We start from the raw sequence: 17,430 nt of genomic DNA, 5'->3' as shown, positions 1-17,430 counted from the left end.
ATTCTTACATAAAGTATTTCAGACGGATAAGCTCTTTTTCTGAAAGGTAACGCCAGTTGCCGCGTGGCAGGTCTTTTTTAGTAAGGCCTGCATACTGTACTCTGTCCAGCGATACTACTTCGTAGCCTAAGTGTTCAAAAATACGACGCACAATACGGTTACGCCCGATGTGTATCTCTAAACCCAAGAACTTATTTGTATCCCCAATCAGGGCAACATCATCTACTTCAGCTTTACCGTCTTCCAGCTCTACGCCTTCCGCCACTTTCAGGAAATCTTCTTTAGATATCGGCTTATCCAGCTCTACCTGGTATATTTTCTTTACACCGTTAGAAGGGTGGGTCAGCTTTTGTGCCAGTTCGCCATCGTTGGTAAACAGCAGCAAACCAGTTGTGTTACGGTCTAAGCGGCCAACCGGGAAAATGCGTTCTTTCGATGCTTTTTCTACCAGGCTCATTACTGTTTTTCTGCCTTCCGGGTCATCTGTAGTAGTCAGGAAGTCCTTTGGCTTGTTCAACAGCACATATACCAGTTTCTCACGGTTTAATATCTTCTTACCATATTGTATAGTATCCTCAGGATTAACTTTATAACCCATTTCAGTTACTACCTGGCCGTTTACTTTTATCTCGCCTGATTCGATCAGCGTATCTGCTTCGCGACGAGAGCATATACCGGCATTCGCAATGTAGCGGTTCAGACGTATTGTTCCGTCGTTTTCCTTTTCTTCTTTGCGGTTGCTTTTCTTGATGCGCGGGTTGTTCTCGTAATGCTTGGTGTTGTAAGTCGGAGTTTCCGGCTCACCCAGTTCTTCTCTGTTCGAGAAGCTGGTTTTGCGGCCTCTGCCTTCAAACTTACCACCTCTGTCTGATTTAAAAGATCTTTTGCCAGCATCAAAGCCACGCTCTTCTCTTCTGAAAGGTCTTTCTTCGCGGTTATTTCTTTTATCTGAGTCAAATGAGCGACGCTCTCCTCTGTTTTCACGATCAGCATTGAAAGGTCTTCTTTCTCCACCTTCGCGGCGCTCGTTGCCAAACGAGCGGCGTTCTCTGCCTTCTTCTCTATCTCCACGACGATCATCTCGTCTGTCTGAGTTAAAGCTGCGGCGTTCACCACCTTCACGTTTTTCACCGAAAGTTCTTTTCTCGCCACCTTCTCTTCTGTCGCCGTAAGACTTACGCTCTCCACGGTCTGAATTGAATGAACGGCGCTCTGTACGTTCGTTGCGATCTGCACCAAACGATTTACGCTCTCCGCCTTCTCTGTTTTCAGAATCAAAAGAACGACGTTCAGCTCTGTTCGGACGATCCGAGTTAAAAGATCTTCTTTCGCCGCTTTCTCTGCGATCTCTATTAAAAGAACGGTCTTCGCTGCCTCTTCTATCATCACGTCTGTCGTTGCTGAAAGAACGGCGCTCTCCACCTTCTCTGTTGTCTCTGCGGTCGTCTCTGTTAAAGCTACGTTTTTCGCCACCTTCACGGCGCTCACCAAACGATCTTCTTTCACCGCCCTCTCTTCTGTCAGAACCAAACGAACGGCGTTCGCCGCTTTCATTTTTATCTCTTCTGTTAAAGATCTTCTTTTCGCCGCGGTCGTTGTTAGGTCTATCAGACGAGAATCTGTTATTTCTTCGCCCTGCTCCGTCGTTATCTCGTGCAGGTCTTTCGTTATCTCTTGCCATTGTTGTTGTGTTACTCGATGCAGTATCGCTACTGTACCTTTGTGCAGTATAATTGAATTTGTAATGCTCTAGTGTGGGTTCGCTAATCTGCTACTTCGCCGATTGTGTTCTCTTCCGTAGCGAAATCTTTTAGCTGTGGGAGGTCTTTTATGTGGTTGATACCGAAGTAGTCCATAAACTTCTGCGAAGTACCGTAAAGTACCGGCCTTCCGATGGTATCAGCTTTTCCTTTAATCTCAATAAGGTCTTTCTCCAGTAGTTTCTGGACGGCATAATCGCAACCTACGCCGCGGATCTGCTCCAGGGCACTGCGGGTAATAGGCTGCTTATAGGCAATAATTGCCAGCGTCTCGAGTGCAGACGCTGACAATTTTTTCTTTGATTTCTGTTTCAGGTAAACACTTACCGTTTCCTGGTACTCCGGCTTTGTCAGAAACTGGTAACCACCCCCTATCGCGTAGATCTGGAAGGCAAAACCGGTATCGTTCAGCTGCTCATTTATAGCTTCTATACTTTCCAGCACATCGCTTACCAGCACTTCCAATTGCAGCGCCTCCGTAAGGCAACGCTGAATTTCCTCTATACTGATAGGAGATTGCGCACAGAAAACCAGTGCTTGTATGTGGTACTGCAGGATATTCAAGGAGTAAAAGTACTAGTCGTTACGCTGTAATTTAGCTTCAATAGTATGTTGTGTGTGCGGTACGGCACGAAGTCTCTCTTTAGGTATAAGTTTACCTGTTACGATGCAAACACCATAGGTACCGTTCTTAATGCGGATAAGAGCATTCTCCAGCTGCTGGATAAACTTCATCTGGCGGGATGCCAGCTGGTTTAAGCTTTCCTTTTCTGCAGTATCAGCGCCATCTTCCAATACTTTTGTCGGAGATGCAGTGTTATCAGTACCTGTATCGTTACGGCGGCTAAGGGTTTCCTTGATAAACGCTACTTCCTTTTTGGCATTGGTCAGCTTCTCAAGGATGATGTTCTCAAACTCCATTAATTCTTCTCTGGAGTACCGCTGTTTTTCTTCGTTCGTATTCATTGTATCGTTTATGTATACTTGCTTGGGTTCGGTTTTTATAGTTGCCTGATGTTTAATTGTTTAACAACAGGCATTATAGTTTATAGATTTAGCTTAATTTTCGGCCTGCTCACTTTTAGTATAAAGCGATTTCAGGTAAAATTCGTGCAAAAATAGTAGTAATATTTATTCTTTACTACCTATCCTACCTTATTTAATATTTTTTCATGCACATTATCAGCTCTTTCCGGATTATAGTACAAGCTTTTGCAGCTTATACTTCAGCTTTCCGGTACTTTCTGAATTAATTTACAAAAATCAATCCAATTTACTGTGTATCAGTTTAGTAACTAAAAGCTGAGCATATGGATGACTGCCGCCGCTGCCTCTACACCTTTGTTGCCGTGCTTGCCGCCGGCTCTGTCCAGGGCCTGCTCCAGGTTGTTGGTAGTTACTAAACCGAAAGCAACCGGCTTGTTATACTTTAAGGACACATTGGTAAGGCCGTTTGCTACTGCATGGTTTATGTAATCGTCGTGTTTGGTATCGCCTTTTATTACAACACCGATACAGATTACGGCATCAATTTCTTCGTGCTGCGCCAGGAACTGCGCTCCTAAGGTGAGTTCGAAGCTACCTGGCACTGTATTGCGGAAGATATTCTCTTTTTGTGCACCGTGCTTCAGCAGCGTTTCAATTGCGCCATTGCTCAGGGCATCAGTAATGTCTTTGTGCCACTCTGCTACTACAATGCCAAATTTTTTATCAGACATATCCGCGAAAGAGGCGGTGTTATACTCGTTCAGGTTCTTTAAAGCTGTTGCCATACTTTAATTCGTTGTTCGTTACTCGTTATTCGTTAATCGATCTTTGCCAGCCAAGTGCAGCTATACTTAAATCAGACAAAGCTTATACTTGAGCAGCTTAAAAAAAGAAGCGCTTTTGCCTTATAACTCAAGACAAAAGCGCTTTTATAGTTTATACTTAGGCGTAAATTATTTAGCGCCTCCGGCTAATGCTTCAGCACGAGCCTTGTATTTTTTAGCATCGTTCAGTTCAGCTGCTGTTACGTAGTCTGTTACAATCTTATCGTAAGCTTCCGCAGCTGCTTTAAAGTTGTTATCGGCTTCGTAGGCGATACCAGCTTTCATAATGTACTGTGGCGAAAAGAATGGATTGGCATTGTGGTTAGCAGCCTTCATGTACTGGTCAGCAGCTTCCTTGTTTTTGCCTTGTTCTAATAATGCATCGCCAATTAAACTATAAGCACGTGCCTGCAGCAGGTAGTCTTCAGACTCAAACTCTTCCAGGTGATTCTGCGCTTCTGCAAATTTACCTTCTTTTAAAAGGGCCACACCAGCATAGAAATTCGCCAGATTACCAGCATCAGTTCCGCTATACTCGTCAGCTATTGCTACAAAGCCTTTGTACTGGCCATCGCCGTTCAGGGCCTTGCTCAATGAGTCAGCTTCGAAGTAATAGGTTGCCTGGAACATCGCTTCCTGCGCTTCCTGGTTCTGGGTAGTGCGGTGGTTATAGTATAAAAAGCCTGCTACAACTATAGCGGCAATGGCGGCAAACACACCAAGCAGAATTGACTTGTTTTTCTTTACGAAATCATCCGTGTGCGATAAACGCTCTGCTAACGCATCCGGATTCTCAACCAGCTCTTCAAACTCGCTGTGATTGTTTACTGTTTCTTTTGCCATTGGTATTAATTGAATTAGAAATTCAAAAGTAGGAATTAAAAATTGGATTTTAATCTATGCCCTGTATTTTCGGAACACCAAATTTATAATTTTTAATTCCTAATTCTAAATTATTTTAGTCCATTACGTAAGGGTAGTCCGGCTCCACGTAAATATCTGTGTATAATTCAGATGGGTCCGGGAACGGAGATTCTTCGGCAAATTTCACGGCATCCATTACTCTCTGCTTTATTTTTTCATCAATCTGCAGCAGGTCCTCTTCGGTAGCCCAACCATTGCTAAGTATAGTTGCAGCTACTGCTTCTATCGAGTCGCGGCCTTTGTAGTCTTCCAGCTCTTCTTTGGTTCTGTACTTGGCAGGGTCAGACATGGAGTGACCTTTGTAGCGGTAAGTTCTGAACTCCAGCAGGGTTGGTCCTTCGCCGGCACGGGCACGCTCAGCAGCTTCAGCTACGGCAGTATGCACGTTCTCCACGCTCATGGCATCTACCGGGAACGAAGGCATATCGTATGCTGAGCCCAGTTTGTAAAGATCCTGTACGTTTGATGTACGCGATACCGAAGTACCCATGGCGTAACCATTGTTCTCGATCACGAAAATTACAGGCAGTTTCCAGCTCATGGCCATATTAAGCGCTTCGTGGAAAGCACCCTGACGCACTGCACCATCACCCATGTAGCAAATGCACAGGTTGCCTGTTTTGTTATACTTCTCGGCAAATGCCAGACCAGCACCTAGTGGCACCTGGCCGCCAACTATACCGTGGCCACCAACAAAGTTCACGCTCTTATCGAACATGTGCATAGAGCCACCTTTGCCCTTAGAGCAACCGGTAACTTTAGCATACATTTCGGCCATTACAGCGCCCGGGTCAGTGCCTAAAGCAAGCGGGTGTGCGTGGTCGCGGTAAGCAGTTATCCACTTATCGTCTTTGGTAAGTGCAGTTACGGCACCAGCCACACAAGCTTCCTGGCCAATGTACAGGTGGCAGAAACCTTTAATTTTTTGCTGACCATATAACTGGCCTGTTTTTTCTTCGAAGCGGCGGATGAGTTTCATGTTCTCGAACCACCACATATATGTTTCCTTTGAAAACTTTGGCTCAGCCTGTACCTTTGCTTTCGTCGACTTCGCTTTTGCCTTTTCTTTCGTAGCCATGGGTAAATATCTAATCTGGGTTTTATCCGTTGCATGCTCAGGTATAAAAACTACCTTGCATGTTGGGCGACAAGGCCCGGAACGGGTTTAGCTGCGAAATTAAGGAAAAAGAAATCAATTATAAACTGAATGCTCCTCGAAAATCTAAGTCTGCTGTTTTTCAAGAACTACGACGATGCCACGCTGGCTTTCTCGGAGCATATAAATTGCTTTATTGGCGATAACGGAAGCGGCAAAACCAACCTGCTGGATGCCATACATTACCTCTCACTTACCAAAAGTGCCTTTAATAGCTCCGATGCCCAAAGTATAAAACAGGGCGAAGAGTTTTTTATGGTGAAAGGCCGCTTTAAGATTGACGGTGACAAGCACACCGTGCAGGTAAGCTTAAAGCAAGGCCAGAAAAAGACTGTAACGCACAACAAGGTGGTGTATGAGAAGATGAGCGAGCATATCGGCCGTTTCCCCGTGGTGCTGATCTCGCCTTACGATACTGACCTGATTCGTGAAGGTAGCGAAGAGCGCCGCAAGTATTTTGATAGCCTGATCTCGCAACTGGACCATACTTACCTGGAGCAACTTATACAATACAATTATATTCTGAAGCAACGCAATTCGCTGTTAAAGCAGTTTGCTGAGCGCAACTACTACGACCGCGATTACCTGCACATCCTGAATGAGCAGCTTGTACCGCTGGGTCAGCAATTGGCGCAGGAGCGCGAAAAGTTCTTAGAAATGTTCGTGCCCGTGTTCCAGAAGCATTACCGCCACATCTCCGACAGTTCCGAAACCGTTACCCTAACCTATAAAAGCCAGCTGTTAGGTTCTGATTTTGCACACCAGCTGTTACAGAACGAGCGTAGGGATATGGCACTGCAACGCACAACTATAGGCCCACATAAAGATGATTTCGTGTTTCTGATGGATGGCAACCCGGTGAAGCATTTTGGCTCGCAGGGACAGCAGAAAAGCTATGTTATTGCCCTGAAACTGGCCCACTTTGAAGTAATGGCCGAACGCCAGCACCACAAACCCCTGCTCCTTTTAGATGACATCTTCGACCGCCTTGACGAAAAGCGTATTACCAAGCTCATGCAAATGGTAGCCGCCCATACTTTCGGCCAGATCTTTTTAACAGACACCCACCTAGACCGCACCGACAAAATACTCGAAGGCCTCTCCGAAAGTATCCGAAGATTTGATGTGAAAGATGGGATTGTAAAGGTTATTGGAGAATTGTAGCTATGGTTATAGCTGTAAACATCGAAACGAATTTATGGGACTCAATTATTGAATTCCTTATCAAGGAGAATTGGAAGGTTTCTTATAAATATGATGGTATCGATGCGGGTATTGATTTTGGTTTTCTGATACTTAAGAAAAATAACGAAGAGATATTATTTGGTTGGGATAACTGGGTGGAGGGTGAGATTAAATGTGAAGAAGCCAGACTGAAGTATATAGAGCAGCAATTGGGTGTATCTTTTGAGTTAGGAGAACCCGAAAATCTTAAGCCAGAAATAATTGAGCTTTATAGAAAACCAGCCATTAAGAAATGGTGGCAAATCATCTGGCTTAAATTATTTAATTAGATCAATTTGAACTGTAGATCATAGTTAATTTTGATCGCATAATCGTTGTTTGTTAAATTATGGGATATCTTGCTGAAACGTCAAATTTGATGAAGATTTCAAAAAGCAACTTGAAGTTATGGATGGTATACTTTCCTACATTACTCATTATTGCTCACATCTTTGTTGGTTCAGTCTGGTTGTATATTTCCATATCTTCTAAACTATACTTTCTCTTTTTGCCTTATGCAGTAATAGCTTTTGTTCATTTTTTCATGGCTAAAATATTACGGTATTATAAATTAAAAGAAGTCTACCTAGCAGAAGCTGAAAGGAAATTAGTAGTTATAAACTTAGCAACCACGAAGAAAATCTCTATTAATTTAGATGATATCACGAAGGTTAAAATGAGCTTTGGTGTTGTAGAGATAGAAACTCAATATAAAGAGAAGATTTATACTCTCCCTTATTCAAAATGGGAGTTCAACTATTTGAAAGCAGTTGCCGGTTTATAGTTTATTCGCTTAACCACCCATTCATAATTCATAATTACTAATTCATAATTAACCAACCGTGCGCTACTACAAGAAGAAGGAAGAGATTGCGAAGCGAAAAGCCGGCACACAAACTATAGGCGAAAGTATAAAAGGGCTTTTGCAGGCTTACCGCCTTGAGGGTAAACTGAATGAAGTAAACCTGGTGCAACGCTGGGAAGAGATTATGGGTAAACCAATAGCCCTAAAAACGCAGGAACTATACTTCAGAGACAGTAAACTTTTTGTTCGCTTAACCTCTGCCCCGCTAAAGCACGAACTTAACATGAGCAAAAGCAAAGTAGTAGAACTACTAAACCGCGCCGCTGGCCACGAGGTGGTGAAGGAAGTGGTGTTTTTATAGTTTCAGCCAAACAAAGTATAGCTGCCGTATACTTGGGTCAAAGTATAACCTATGACCCAACCAGATTACCGGCCTGTCTCCTACTCCCGCACTACGCTTACCGAGCTCATGATTCCGAGCTATGCCAACTTTGGCGGTAAGATACATGGTGGTATTCTGCTTTCGTTGATGGATAAGGTAGCCTATGCCTGTGCAGCCAAGCATGCAGGTAATTACTGTGTAACAGTGTCGGTCGAGGGCGTAAATTTTCTGCAACCCGTGGAGGTTCAGGAACTGGTATCGCTGCTGGCTTCGGTAAACTATGTGGGCAACACCTCGCTGATGGTAGGTATAAAAGTGATTGCCGAGAACGTGAAAACTGGCTTAGTGAAGCATACTAACACCTCTTACTTTACCATGGTAGCCAAAGACGAAAACAACAAACCTACCCAGGTACCCGGCCTTTTACTGGAAACCCATGACGATACCCGCCGCTTCCTGGAAGCCATAAAACGTCGCGAACTGGCTCAGCGCTACCAGTCTGAATTTACGGAGGCGAAATCTATACTTGCCGTGGAGCAGGAACTATACCTGCTAAAAGACGAGCGCTGCAAACTGGCTTACTAAGTTATACTTGCTGGCATTTGTGCTAAGGCGTGCTTATATTTAAAGCTCACTTACCTTACACCTAATGCAACCTAAAACTTTTACCCGATTTGCCGGCCTGCTCGCTGCGGCCGGTTTATACTTTACAACCTCCTCTGCTACCCTTGCCCAGGCACCAGCTACCCACGACCAGGACATAACCGAAATGGTGAATGCTGTATCAGCAAACAACCTGAAGTCGCTGGTAGAGAAAATGGTAACTTTTGAAACACGCCACTCACTAAGCACTACCACCAGTAAAAAAGTAGGTATAGGTGCTGCCCGCGAGTGGGTAAAATCAGAATTTGAGAAGTACGCCAAAGCCTCTGGTGGCCGCATGACCGTGGAAATGGACCGCTACACCGTAAAAGCTGATGGCCGCCGCATACCTCAGGACGTGGAAATGGCAAACGTGATGGCTATACTTAAAGGCGCTGACCCAACCGACAACCGTGTAATTTTAGTTAGCGGCCACCTCGATTCGCGTGTTACTGATGTGATGGATGCCAAAAGCAAAGCACCGGGTGCCAACGACGATGCCTCTGGTGTAGCTATAGTTATGGAAATGGCCCGTATTATGGCTGTAAAAGAGTTTCCGGCTACGCTGGTGTTTGTGGCTTTCCAGGGCGAGGAACAGGGGCTTTACGGCTCCAGGCACTTAGCAGAGCGCGCCAAAAAAGAGAACTGGAACATTGTTGCCGTACTTAACAACGACATAGTGGGTAACTCCTACTCTGCTGAAACAGGTTTACATGATAACACCCGCGTACGTGTTTTTAGCGAAGCTACTCCGGCTAACGAAACCGAAGAACAGGCCCGCCTGCGCCGCACGTTGGGTTCTGAGAATGATGGCCCAAGCCGCAACCTGGCCCGCTACATGAAAACCACCGGCGAGAATTATGTAGATCAGCTGCAGGTTATACTGGAATACCGCCCGGACCGCTTTCTGCGTGGCGGCGACCACACGCCATTTAACCAGCAGGGTTATGCAGCGGTGCGTATGAGCGAAATGAACGAAGACTTTGACCACCAGCACCAGGATCTCCGCAAAGAGAATGGCAAGCAGTACGGCGACTTAGTGGAGTACATGGATTTTGAATACCTGCGCAAGAACACGGCTGTAAATCTGGCAACGATGGCTAACCTAGGCTGGGCACCGGCCGCACCCGAAAAAGTGAATGTGCTTACCTCAAACCTCACCAACAAAACCGACCTGAAATGGGAAGCGCCTAAAGCAGGTAAAAAGCCAGCCGGTTACTATGTACTGATGCGCGAAACCAGCAGCCCTACTTGGGAAAAGAAATTCTTTGTAAAGGAAACCAGCGTTACGCTGCCTTACTCTAAAGACAATTACTTTTTCTCGGTACAGGCTACAGATGCAGAAGGCCACACCAGCTTACCGGTTATACCTGTGCCAGCCCGTTAAACTTTTAAAGTATAACTTTACAAAAGTCCTGCGCTATAGTAGTGCAGGGCTTTTTTGTTTACTGCCCATAAAAAAAGCAGCCATAGCAGGCTGCTCTTTTCAGGGTATATAAATTGTATTCTCTTACAGTTTAGAAATTTTGCTTGCTGCTGTACTTTCAGCCTCAATTTTAGGCGATCCTGCATAAGATACATGCGACGCACCAGATGCATTTATACTTAAAGTTTCAGAAGCATTAACTTTTACATTGCTGGCACCGCTGGCACCCACTTTTACACGCTTGGCTTTTAGCTCACGTGCATCAACATCCGATGCTCCAGACATATCAAAAGCTACATCATCGGCACGGCCTGTAAGGTCTACTTTGCTGGCGCCACTCATATCGGCATCCAGTTTTTTAGCATCTATAGCCAATGTTACATTAGAGCCGCCGCTCATATCCAGGTCAAAAGTGCTGGCCTTAAAAGTAGATTTGCCTACCACTTTCACGCCACCGCTTATGTTTATTTTATTCAGTTCGTTTACAGTAACATAAGCTTTCATTCCCTTCTTGGAATTTATATTTCCTTCGCTGTAAATATGCAGCACACCATCCTTCACTTCAGATTTGATGTTGTCCATCAGGTTTTCTTCTGCTTCTATGCGCAGCTCCTCTTTGCTTCCCTGCTGTACTTCTACATAAAATCCGCCGCTTACTTTTATACCGCTGAAATCAGCTACTTTTCGGGATTGAGTTTGCAGGTTACCGTTACCTTTAATTTGTTGCGCAAAAGTAGTGCCACTCACCAGCAGGAAAGATAATATTAGCGTAACGAGTGTAAACGAGTAAGATGTAAGGTTCTTCATAGTTTTATTTTGTTGGTTTTAGATAAGGTTATAATGCAGTATTGGTTTTTATCTGCTATGCCTAATAGATGCAGCAAAAGTGCTAAGGTTGCTTTACTGCGGAAAAAATTTAAAAATAAAATATACCAGCTATAGTATATCACGGTTAATCCAGGTTCTACAGCGGCAGCCTATACTAATCCACAGTTCCATAACTCACTGAAATACAACAATTAACCATCTTTTACTTTTAGAAGTCAAGGTTATTATGAAGTATAAAGCAGGAGCTTATTTCACCTAAAATAATTTGCAGGCTTTTCTTAAATCTTAGTGGATGAGTGTTTCAGCTGTGAATAGCGGCAGGTTCTAACGGCTTATTAATTGCGAGATGAAATACAACTGCTCCTAAAGTATAGGAAAGTACATCCAGTACATCAGAAGTATAAACTATGGAAAGCCGGGGCAGCAGTACTTCAAAGCAAATACTAAATAACAGCACAGCACCTAATATATACCTTAGCGGCAGCACAAAGCTATAGTTGTTGAAGTATAATCGTTCTGTTGCCAGCGTTATTGTCAGCACCAGTGGCATGCACAGTATATCATCCAGGTATTGGTACAGGGGCGTAATGTAGAGGTGTTGCCACTCGAGCAGCTGGTTCAGGCAGAATAGCACCAGGCAAAGTATAAACAACGAATGAGCAAAGGTTCTCATAATTTACCTACACAGCCACCAGCCCTATCAGCAGCATCAGCGCGCCCAGTATCATCAGAAAAATTTCGGCAGGATTAAGTCCTTTAAGTCTGTACCATTTCCGGGTGGATATAGCATTACCACATACCGGACATACTTTTGTTCCGGCAGGTAATTTAGCGCCACAGCTTGGGCAGGCAATAATATCTGGTGTTGTATCTGTCAATAGTTTGGGTTAATAGCAGGCTGTGGTTTTATTGCTTGGTCGTGATCTCAATTACTCCATTGGCCCCTTCTTCTCCGTAAGCATCTCTGGCCTGCTTTCCTTTTAAAACTGTTATGTTTTCTATTTTGGTTTCATCTAAACCTGCTAACTGCGCAGGTTCTTCATCAGCCGTTTTATATCCTACTTTTATACCATCAATCACTACAAGTACTTTCATTTGGCCATAATCATTACTCAGGTTGCCTTCAGGACTTTCAGATTCGTCTCCTTTCAGTATTACCTCCGGCATGTCAACATCAATAACCTGGTTTCTGTTGGCTATTTCTTCGCTTTCTTTGCCTTGCTGTAAAGTAGTTGCATAATCATTAATTGCCTCTAATACCTGCTGTTGTTTCGGGTTTAGCAGCGGGCGGTTCTGTTTCAGATCGTCGTGCAGCATCTGGAACGATATTTTGCGCAGACGCACGTAATCCAACATTACCAGCACCCGGTCTTTCCCAGTTCCTTCCACATCGTCTATGGCTTCCAGTAATGTTTCGCTTTCATCCCATAGTTTTACGCCTGTTTCCAGTTGCGGCGCAAATACTGCTGCTTTGGCTTCTTCTCCTGCTTCTGAAAGTTTCTGAAGCGTTTGCATGGCCACGGCTTCTTTTTGTGCTACCTGATCCATGGTGTACAGGTAACGCTTTTGCCCGGTAAACGGAATAACTGTATAAAGTATAGAGAGTAGCACTAACCCGGCACCTGCCATCGCGGAGGTACCAACTAAACTATAATTTGCTGAGATAACACGATTGGAGCGAAGCATCAGAACAGCGCCAAGTATGCTTCCTGCTATCAGGCCCCCGGCGTGTGCTGCATTATCGATACCGCCTTTCATGCCGTAGCCTAAGTTTATACCTATTACCAGCACCAGGTTTCCCAGCATTGCTTTCTTCTCTTTCCAGGTTAGTTTACGCTCCAGCGCCATCAGCAACAGCAGCAAACCAAACATACCGAATATAGCCCCCGATGCTCCAACACTGACTCTTGTGCCATCCCACCACACACTTAACAAGCTACCGGCTAGCCCACAAAGTATGTAGGATACCAGGAAGGGAGTGCGGCCAATCATTTGTTCCAGCTGCCGGCCTACACTCACCAGTGCCATCATATTTAAAAGCAGGTGTATGATACCACCGTGTAGAAAAGTGCTGGTAAACAAGCGCCACCATTGCCCTGATAAAGTATAAGGTCCGTAGTTGCCACCTATTGCAAAAAGCTGACCTGCCTCCGGGTTCATAAAGTTTAAACCCAGCAGCAACATAACTACAAATACCAGCAGGTTAAGATTAAGCAGAACAGGCGTAACAAAATACCCGCGCTGTGGCACAAATACCTGAAACATATCACTCGTTTTACCAGAAGAACTTTGTGATTGGTTTTCCAGCTCCAAACTGTTTTTATAGGCTGCCTGCGTTTGCTCTTTTAGTTCTTCCAGATCAGGTACCTGTACTTGCCGGATTTGCAGTTCCGCTATTACAGCAAGTATAATTTCCGGCTCATATTCCTCACGGGCCTGCAGCAGGCCTAACAGCTCTTCTGTGCCAAGTATAGCTACCTCGGCAGTGTACCTATTTTCCATCTGGTATTTGTTATCTGCTAAAGATAAGCAAGGCAACAGCAAGCACAAAATACACAAAGCCGTAGCCTTACTTTGTTATAACCAGTTGTACAGGTTGTGTTATAATGCCTTTAAAAAATTTTACCCGCAGCTGGAATCAGAAATAAGGGCAATGTGTTTGAGCAGGACACCGGAATCTTCTACTAATTACTCTGATCCGGATACTGAAGAAGGATAAATAATTGAGCAAAAAGTGGCTTAAAACAGCGGAAATGGGCTTTTTAAAAAAATCAAAAAAAATTACACCTGTTTTCTTGCTTTTAGAAAACAGTACACATAATTTTGCACCCGAATTGAGAGAGATAGTTGATTGGAAAGCTAATATTGGAATAAAAAATTAGAGTTCCAAATTACTCAATGATTTTTTTCGTGGGCGATAATTTATTTTTTGTTGCAGCCACTATTTAGAATTAGAAAAATGCCCTTCGGGGATAAAGATAAGGTTAGTTAAAGTTAGATTAGTTTAGTTTGTTTTAAGGTGAGAGAAGGCCCCAGTCATTTTGACGGGGCTTTTCTCATTTTATAGGGTTTATACTTTACTTCAGGTACTTTGCAGGTATTTTCTGCTTGTTGGTTTCCGGGGTAAACAACAGGCTGGCGATCCACCAGCGGCCTTTGTCATATACCAATTGGTAGGTGTTTACACCACGTGCTTCTACTTTACCATCTTTCCCATAGCGCGTTTCATACGTCTGGAAAGCGGTAGCCAGGTTACCAAACCGCTCTACACGAAGGCCCAGCACATTCTCGTAAAAACCCAGTTCTTCATAAGCGGGTCCGTTACGTTCGGCAAATTTCTCTACTGTAGTTATTCTTACAAAGCTGCTGTCGCCTTTAAAGAACACACCACCCATTTGCGCATTCGGTAAAAACAGTGCTTTAAACTTCTCCATATCCCGCTTCTGCCCTTTCGGCCCGGAAATAATCTTTAAGCCGGTTTCTGTCAGCGCTTCTATAGTTGCAGTTTCGGCGGATGTAAGTTTAGCCTGCGCCTGTGCAACTATAGTTACAGCAGTGCCAAGTATAAGGGTGAGGAGTAGTCTTTTCATAGTTTATTTTGATTATCGTTCATCCCCAAAAGCAAAACGTACAGGCAAATTAAAACGAACAGGAACGGGATTATTTTCATTTAACCCAGGTTTCCAGCGAGGCATAGCTTGTATAACACGAATCGCCTCCGCATCCAAATCATTACTTACACTTCTTATAACTTCAGGTGTTTTTATGTAGCCATCTTTCTCAACTATAAAAGAGACCACCACTAAACCGCTTATATCATTTCTTATTGCTTTCTTCGGATACTTTATGTTTTGAGAAATATATGCCATCATGGCCTGCTCACCTCCGGGAAATTCAGGCATTACCATTGCTGGAAAGTAAGGCAGATCTGCTCCTTCTTTTGAGAACACGTTGCCTTCCACCATTTCACCTTCCTTATATACTTCTACCCTCCTGACTGTGCCATCTTCATAATAGCCTTTGAGCGTATCCTGTAACTTACCGTTAACATAAAATTTCTCATAAGATAGTTGCCCGTTCTCAAACCACGTACTCACTTTACCATCAAATTTATTGTTCTTATGGTTTCCCTTTTCAGATAGTTTACCGTTGTTGTGCCATAGGCTATAGGTGCCATCTAAAATTGCTTTGGTACTGTCTCCTTTAAAACTGCTGTAAGTAAAAAGAGACACCTTTGTGCTGTCTTGTTTCAGGAAGCGTGTTCGGGTTCCCCCACCAGTGCTATTTGCTTCAGTATGCTCAAAGTAATATGCCCCCTCAGCAGATGATAGCTTAATACCTCTCTTGTTATAGTAGTCAACTGTTTTAGTCTGAGCCGAAGCATAATGAGCCACAACAAGTACAAGCGTGGCAGTTAGTAAAGTATAGATTGTTTTCATCCTCTAAAAATACAGAAGCTATTGAAATAAATAGCATAAACCCTATGCTTTAAAATTATTGTTTATTCTTGTTACCAGGCTTTTGTGTAAACATAATTGGCTGTAGTTGGTAATTAGTACAAATGAAGCTATTTAGAGACAGACCTGCCGCTGCACCCAAGGCGGCTGACGATAAAAAGACATTTAAAGAACAGGTAGGCGCGCTTAAGAACCTGCCCAAGTTTTTCAGGCTGATCTGGGAGACCAGCCCTGCCATGACCATTGGTAACCTGGTGCTGCGCCTTATAAAATCAGCTTTGCCGCTCTCAATGCTATACATAGGTAAGCTGATCATAGATGAAGTGATCCGGCTGATTGATGTGACCGGCGACCGCGATCTTTCTTATTTATGGATGTTGGTAGCTGCAGAACTGGGCCTTGCTATACTTTCGGACCTGATAAACCGGGGCATTACGTTACTGGATAGTTTGCTGGGCGACCTGTTCTCCAACAAAACTTCGATAGCGCTTATAGAGCACGCAGCTACCTTGGACCTGACCCAATTTGAAGATGCCACTTTTTACGACAAGCTGGAGCGCGCCCGCCGGCAAACTGTAACGCGTGTGGTACTGATGTCGCAGGTGCTGTCGCAGTTGCAGGATATAGTTACGATTGGCTTTCTGGCAGTTGGTTTGGTGGCATTTAACCCATGGCTTATCCTTATACTTCTGATTGCGGTAATTCCTTCTTTTCTCGGCGAAACGCACTTTAATGAGCGTACTTATTCCCTATCCCGCTCCTGGACTCCCGAACGCCGCGAACTGGATTACCTCCGTTACATCGGTGCTTCCGACGAGACAGCCAAAGAGATCAAAACCTTTAACCTTTCCGGTTTCCTGGCCGAACGCTTTAAACTACTTTCAGACAAATATTACCTGCTCAACAAAAGCCTGATCATTAAACGAGCCGTGTGGGGAAGTATACTTTCAGCTTTAGGTACGCTCGCTTATTATGGTGCTTACATTTTTATACTTGCCCAAACCGTAACAGGTGCCATAACAGTAGGTAGCCTTACCTTTCTGGCGGGTTCGTTCAGTAATATGCGTGGGCTGCTACAAGGTATCATGACGCGTTTCTCCCAGATTGCCGAGAGTGCCTTATACTTACAGGATCTGTTTGATTTCCTGGAGCTGCGGCCGCAGATTACGCCACCCACTAACCCTTTGCCAGTACCGCGACCTATACAGCATGGCTTTACGTTTGAGGGTGTTGGCTTTAAGTACCAGAACAGTGAGCGTTGGGCAGTACGTAACCTGAGTTTCCATTTGCGGGCCGGCGAAAAACTGGCATTGGTAGGTGAGAACGGTGCCGGAAAAACTACCCTCGTAAAGCTGTTGGCAAGATTGTATGAGCCTACTGAGGGCCGTATACTTTTAGATGGTGTAGACTTGCGCGAGTATGACCTGAACGACCTGCGTCACCAGGTGGGTATAATTTTCCAGGATTATGTGCGCTTCCAGATGTCGGCTTCCGACAACATTGCCATTGGCCAGATCAGCAACATCCGCGACAAAGAACGCATACAAGGTTCGGCACAAAAAAGCCTGGCCGACCCGGTAATCCAGCGCCTGCCCGATAAGTACGATCAGGTGCTCGGTAAGCGCTTTAACAAAGGTGTGGAGCTATCAGGTGGCGAGTGGCAGAAAGTAGCGCTGGCGCGTGCTTATATGCGCGATGCGCAGCTGCTTATACTTGATGAGCCAACCTCTGCCCTGGATGCCCGTGCCGAACACGAAGTTTTCTTACGGTTTTCGGAACTGATAGAAGGCAAAACGGCTGTACTTATCTCCCACCGCTTTTCTACGGTACGTATGGCTGACAGAATTTTATTTTTGGAGCAAGGACAGCTAAAAGAGTTAGGCTCTCATGAAGAATTACTGGCGCAAAATGGAAAGTATGCTGAGTTGTTTAAACTACAGGCGAAAGGCTATCTTTAATCGTTGATTGCTGGAGGTCCAGGTAGAGACAATCATTAATTAACAATTAGCAATCTG

20 protein-coding genes are annotated in these 17,430 nt (G+C 44.4%); 8 read left to right on the top strand and 12 right to left on the bottom strand.

Annotated elements, in window-relative coordinates:
* Nucleotides 1–4: 4 nt before the first annotated feature.
* The 6 genes from MJ612_RS15885 to pdhA form a co-directional block, all read right to left on the bottom strand.
* The gene (locus MJ612_RS15885) at nucleotides 5–1,681 is read right to left on the bottom strand and encodes a pseudouridine synthase (RefSeq protein WP_187032314.1); all 1,677 of its coding nucleotides are present in this window, start codon (nucleotides 1,679–1,681) and stop codon (nucleotides 5–7) included.
* Nucleotides 1,682–1,763: 82 nt separating this feature from the next.
* Nucleotides 1,764–2,324: an SMC-Scp complex subunit ScpB gene (scpB, locus tag MJ612_RS15880; RefSeq protein WP_187032316.1), complete on the bottom strand. Its 561-nt coding sequence runs from the start codon at nucleotides 2,322–2,324 to the stop codon at nucleotides 1,764–1,766.
* A gap of 12 nt (nucleotides 2,325–2,336) precedes the next feature.
* Nucleotides 2,337–2,726, bottom strand: a complete 390-nt coding sequence (locus MJ612_RS15875) for a TraR/DksA family transcriptional regulator (RefSeq protein WP_187032317.1) — start codon at nucleotides 2,724–2,726, stop codon at nucleotides 2,337–2,339.
* Between the two features lie 329 nt (nucleotides 2,727–3,055).
* The gene (gene ribH / locus MJ612_RS15870) at nucleotides 3,056–3,532 is read right to left on the bottom strand and encodes a 6,7-dimethyl-8-ribityllumazine synthase (protein WP_187032319.1); all 477 of its coding nucleotides are present in this window, start codon (nucleotides 3,530–3,532) and stop codon (nucleotides 3,056–3,058) included.
* 168 nt (nucleotides 3,533–3,700) lie between these two features.
* Complete coding sequence (locus MJ612_RS15865; protein ID WP_187032321.1) at nucleotides 3,701–4,414, bottom strand: tetratricopeptide repeat protein; 714 nt, start codon at nucleotides 4,412–4,414, stop codon at nucleotides 3,701–3,703.
* Between the two features lie 115 nt (nucleotides 4,415–4,529).
* Complete coding sequence (gene pdhA / locus MJ612_RS15860; RefSeq protein ID WP_187032323.1) at nucleotides 4,530–5,573, bottom strand: pyruvate dehydrogenase (acetyl-transferring) E1 component subunit alpha; 1,044 nt, start codon at nucleotides 5,571–5,573, stop codon at nucleotides 4,530–4,532.
* Between the two features lie 129 nt (nucleotides 5,574–5,702).
* On the opposite strand from pdhA, the gene recF reads away from it, so the two are divergent.
* From recF to MJ612_RS15830, 6 genes are all read left to right on the top strand, one after another.
* Nucleotides 5,703–6,815: a DNA replication/repair protein RecF gene (recF, locus tag MJ612_RS15855; RefSeq protein WP_187032325.1), complete on the top strand. Its 1,113-nt coding sequence runs from the start codon at nucleotides 5,703–5,705 to the stop codon at nucleotides 6,813–6,815.
* Between the two features lie 2 nt (nucleotides 6,816–6,817).
* The gene (locus tag MJ612_RS15850; protein WP_187032327.1) at nucleotides 6,818–7,165 is read left to right on the top strand and encodes a hypothetical protein; all 348 of its coding nucleotides are present in this window, start codon (nucleotides 6,818–6,820) and stop codon (nucleotides 7,163–7,165) included.
* 59 nt (nucleotides 7,166–7,224) lie between these two features.
* Nucleotides 7,225–7,659 (top strand): hypothetical protein, encoded by a 435-nt coding sequence (locus MJ612_RS15845; protein ID WP_187032330.1) that lies wholly within the window; start codon nucleotides 7,225–7,227, stop codon nucleotides 7,657–7,659.
* Nucleotides 7,660–7,717: 58 nt separating this feature from the next.
* Nucleotides 7,718–8,041: a DUF721 domain-containing protein gene (locus MJ612_RS15840; protein WP_187032332.1), complete on the top strand. Its 324-nt coding sequence runs from the start codon at nucleotides 7,718–7,720 to the stop codon at nucleotides 8,039–8,041.
* 51 nt (nucleotides 8,042–8,092) lie between these two features.
* The gene (locus MJ612_RS15835) at nucleotides 8,093–8,647 is read left to right on the top strand and encodes an acyl-CoA thioesterase (RefSeq protein ID WP_187032334.1); all 555 of its coding nucleotides are present in this window, start codon (nucleotides 8,093–8,095) and stop codon (nucleotides 8,645–8,647) included.
* A 64-nt stretch (nucleotides 8,648–8,711) separates the two neighbouring features.
* The gene (locus MJ612_RS15830; RefSeq protein ID WP_187032337.1) at nucleotides 8,712–10,091 is read left to right on the top strand and encodes a M28 family metallopeptidase; all 1,380 of its coding nucleotides are present in this window, start codon (nucleotides 8,712–8,714) and stop codon (nucleotides 10,089–10,091) included.
* A 123-nt stretch (nucleotides 10,092–10,214) separates the two neighbouring features.
* Here the strand turns inward: MJ612_RS15830 and MJ612_RS15825 are convergent, their stop codons facing one another.
* The 4 genes from MJ612_RS15825 to MJ612_RS15810 form a co-directional block, all read right to left on the bottom strand.
* Entirely contained in the window at nucleotides 10,215–10,937 is a 723-nt protein-coding gene (locus tag MJ612_RS15825; protein ID WP_187032339.1) for a head GIN domain-containing protein, read from the bottom strand.
* Nucleotides 10,938–11,259: 322 nt separating this feature from the next.
* Nucleotides 11,260–11,631 (bottom strand): magnesium citrate secondary transporter, encoded by a 372-nt coding sequence (locus MJ612_RS15820; protein ID WP_187032341.1) that lies wholly within the window; start codon nucleotides 11,629–11,631, stop codon nucleotides 11,260–11,262.
* A gap of 7 nt (nucleotides 11,632–11,638) precedes the next feature.
* The gene (locus MJ612_RS15815) at nucleotides 11,639–11,836 is read right to left on the bottom strand and encodes a zinc ribbon domain-containing protein (RefSeq protein ID WP_187032343.1); all 198 of its coding nucleotides are present in this window, start codon (nucleotides 11,834–11,836) and stop codon (nucleotides 11,639–11,641) included.
* Nucleotides 11,837–11,864: 28 nt separating this feature from the next.
* Nucleotides 11,865–13,460 (bottom strand): rhomboid family intramembrane serine protease, encoded by a 1,596-nt coding sequence (locus MJ612_RS15810; RefSeq protein ID WP_187032345.1) that lies wholly within the window; start codon nucleotides 13,458–13,460, stop codon nucleotides 11,865–11,867.
* Nucleotides 13,461–13,681: 221 nt separating this feature from the next.
* Here MJ612_RS15810 and MJ612_RS15805 point away from each other — a divergent pair, with 221 nt between their 5' ends.
* On the top strand, nucleotides 13,682–13,840 hold the full coding sequence (locus tag MJ612_RS15805; protein WP_187032347.1) for a hypothetical protein: 159 nt from the start codon (nucleotides 13,682–13,684) through the stop codon (nucleotides 13,838–13,840).
* A 195-nt stretch (nucleotides 13,841–14,035) separates the two neighbouring features.
* On the opposite strand, the gene MJ612_RS15800 is transcribed toward MJ612_RS15805, so the two are convergent.
* On the bottom strand, nucleotides 14,036–14,548 hold the full coding sequence (locus MJ612_RS15800) for a hypothetical protein (protein ID WP_187032349.1): 513 nt from the start codon (nucleotides 14,546–14,548) through the stop codon (nucleotides 14,036–14,038).
* A 12-nt stretch (nucleotides 14,549–14,560) separates the two neighbouring features.
* Nucleotides 14,561–15,397 (bottom strand): energy transducer TonB, encoded by an 837-nt coding sequence (locus tag MJ612_RS15795; RefSeq protein WP_187032351.1) that lies wholly within the window; start codon nucleotides 15,395–15,397, stop codon nucleotides 14,561–14,563.
* 122 nt (nucleotides 15,398–15,519) lie between these two features.
* On the opposite strand from MJ612_RS15795, the gene MJ612_RS15790 reads away from it, so the two are divergent.
* Complete coding sequence (locus MJ612_RS15790) at nucleotides 15,520–17,373, top strand: ABC transporter ATP-binding protein (RefSeq protein ID WP_187032353.1); 1,854 nt, start codon at nucleotides 15,520–15,522, stop codon at nucleotides 17,371–17,373.
* Nucleotides 17,374–17,430: the final 57 nt, after the last annotated feature.

This window comes from Pontibacter deserti (assembly GCF_023630255.1).
Lineage (GTDB): Bacteria > Bacteroidota > Bacteroidia > Cytophagales > Hymenobacteraceae > Pontibacter > Pontibacter deserti.
This window is presented reverse-complemented; position numbering and strand designations above follow the sequence as displayed.

Excerpts from the sequence above, each read along its gene's own strand:
- MJ612_RS15820 (WP_187032341.1), bottom strand. The coding sequence starts at position 11,631 with ATGAGAACCTTTGCTCATTCGTTGTTTATACTTTGCCTGGTGCTATTC.
- MJ612_RS15875 (WP_187032317.1), bottom strand. The coding sequence starts at position 2,726 with ATGAATACGAACGAAGAAAAACAGCGGTACTCCAGAGAAGAATTAATG.
- MJ612_RS15825 (WP_187032339.1), bottom strand. The coding sequence starts at position 10,937 with ATGAAGAACCTTACATCTTACTCGTTTACACTCGTTACGCTAATATTA.
- MJ612_RS15865 (WP_187032321.1), bottom strand. The coding sequence starts at position 4,414 with ATGGCAAAAGAAACAGTAAACAATCACAGCGAGTTTGAAGAGCTGGTT.
- MJ612_RS15850 (WP_187032327.1), top strand. The coding sequence starts at position 6,818 with ATGGTTATAGCTGTAAACATCGAAACGAATTTATGGGACTCAATTATT.
- MJ612_RS15790 (WP_187032353.1), top strand. The coding sequence starts at position 15,520 with ATGAAGCTATTTAGAGACAGACCTGCCGCTGCACCCAAGGCGGCTGAC.
- MJ612_RS15845 (WP_187032330.1), top strand. The coding sequence starts at position 7,225 with ATGGGATATCTTGCTGAAACGTCAAATTTGATGAAGATTTCAAAAAGC.
- ribH (WP_187032319.1), bottom strand. The coding sequence starts at position 3,532 with ATGGCAACAGCTTTAAAGAACCTGAACGAGTATAACACCGCCTCTTTC.
- MJ612_RS15830 (WP_187032337.1), top strand. The coding sequence starts at position 8,712 with ATGCAACCTAAAACTTTTACCCGATTTGCCGGCCTGCTCGCTGCGGCC.
- MJ612_RS15885 (WP_187032314.1), bottom strand. The coding sequence starts at position 1,681 with ATGGCAAGAGATAACGAAAGACCTGCACGAGATAACGACGGAGCAGGG.
- MJ612_RS15800 (WP_187032349.1), bottom strand. The coding sequence starts at position 14,548 with ATGAAAAGACTACTCCTCACCCTTATACTTGGCACTGCTGTAACTATA.
- MJ612_RS15810 (WP_187032345.1), bottom strand. The coding sequence starts at position 13,460 with ATGGAAAATAGGTACACTGCCGAGGTAGCTATACTTGGCACAGAAGAG.
- recF (WP_187032325.1), top strand. The coding sequence starts at position 5,703 with ATGCTCCTCGAAAATCTAAGTCTGCTGTTTTTCAAGAACTACGACGAT.
- MJ612_RS15835 (WP_187032334.1), top strand. The coding sequence starts at position 8,093 with ATGACCCAACCAGATTACCGGCCTGTCTCCTACTCCCGCACTACGCTT.
- pdhA (WP_187032323.1), bottom strand. The coding sequence starts at position 5,573 with ATGGCTACGAAAGAAAAGGCAAAAGCGAAGTCGACGAAAGCAAAGGTA.
- MJ612_RS15795 (WP_187032351.1), bottom strand. The coding sequence starts at position 15,397 with ATGAAAACAATCTATACTTTACTAACTGCCACGCTTGTACTTGTTGTG.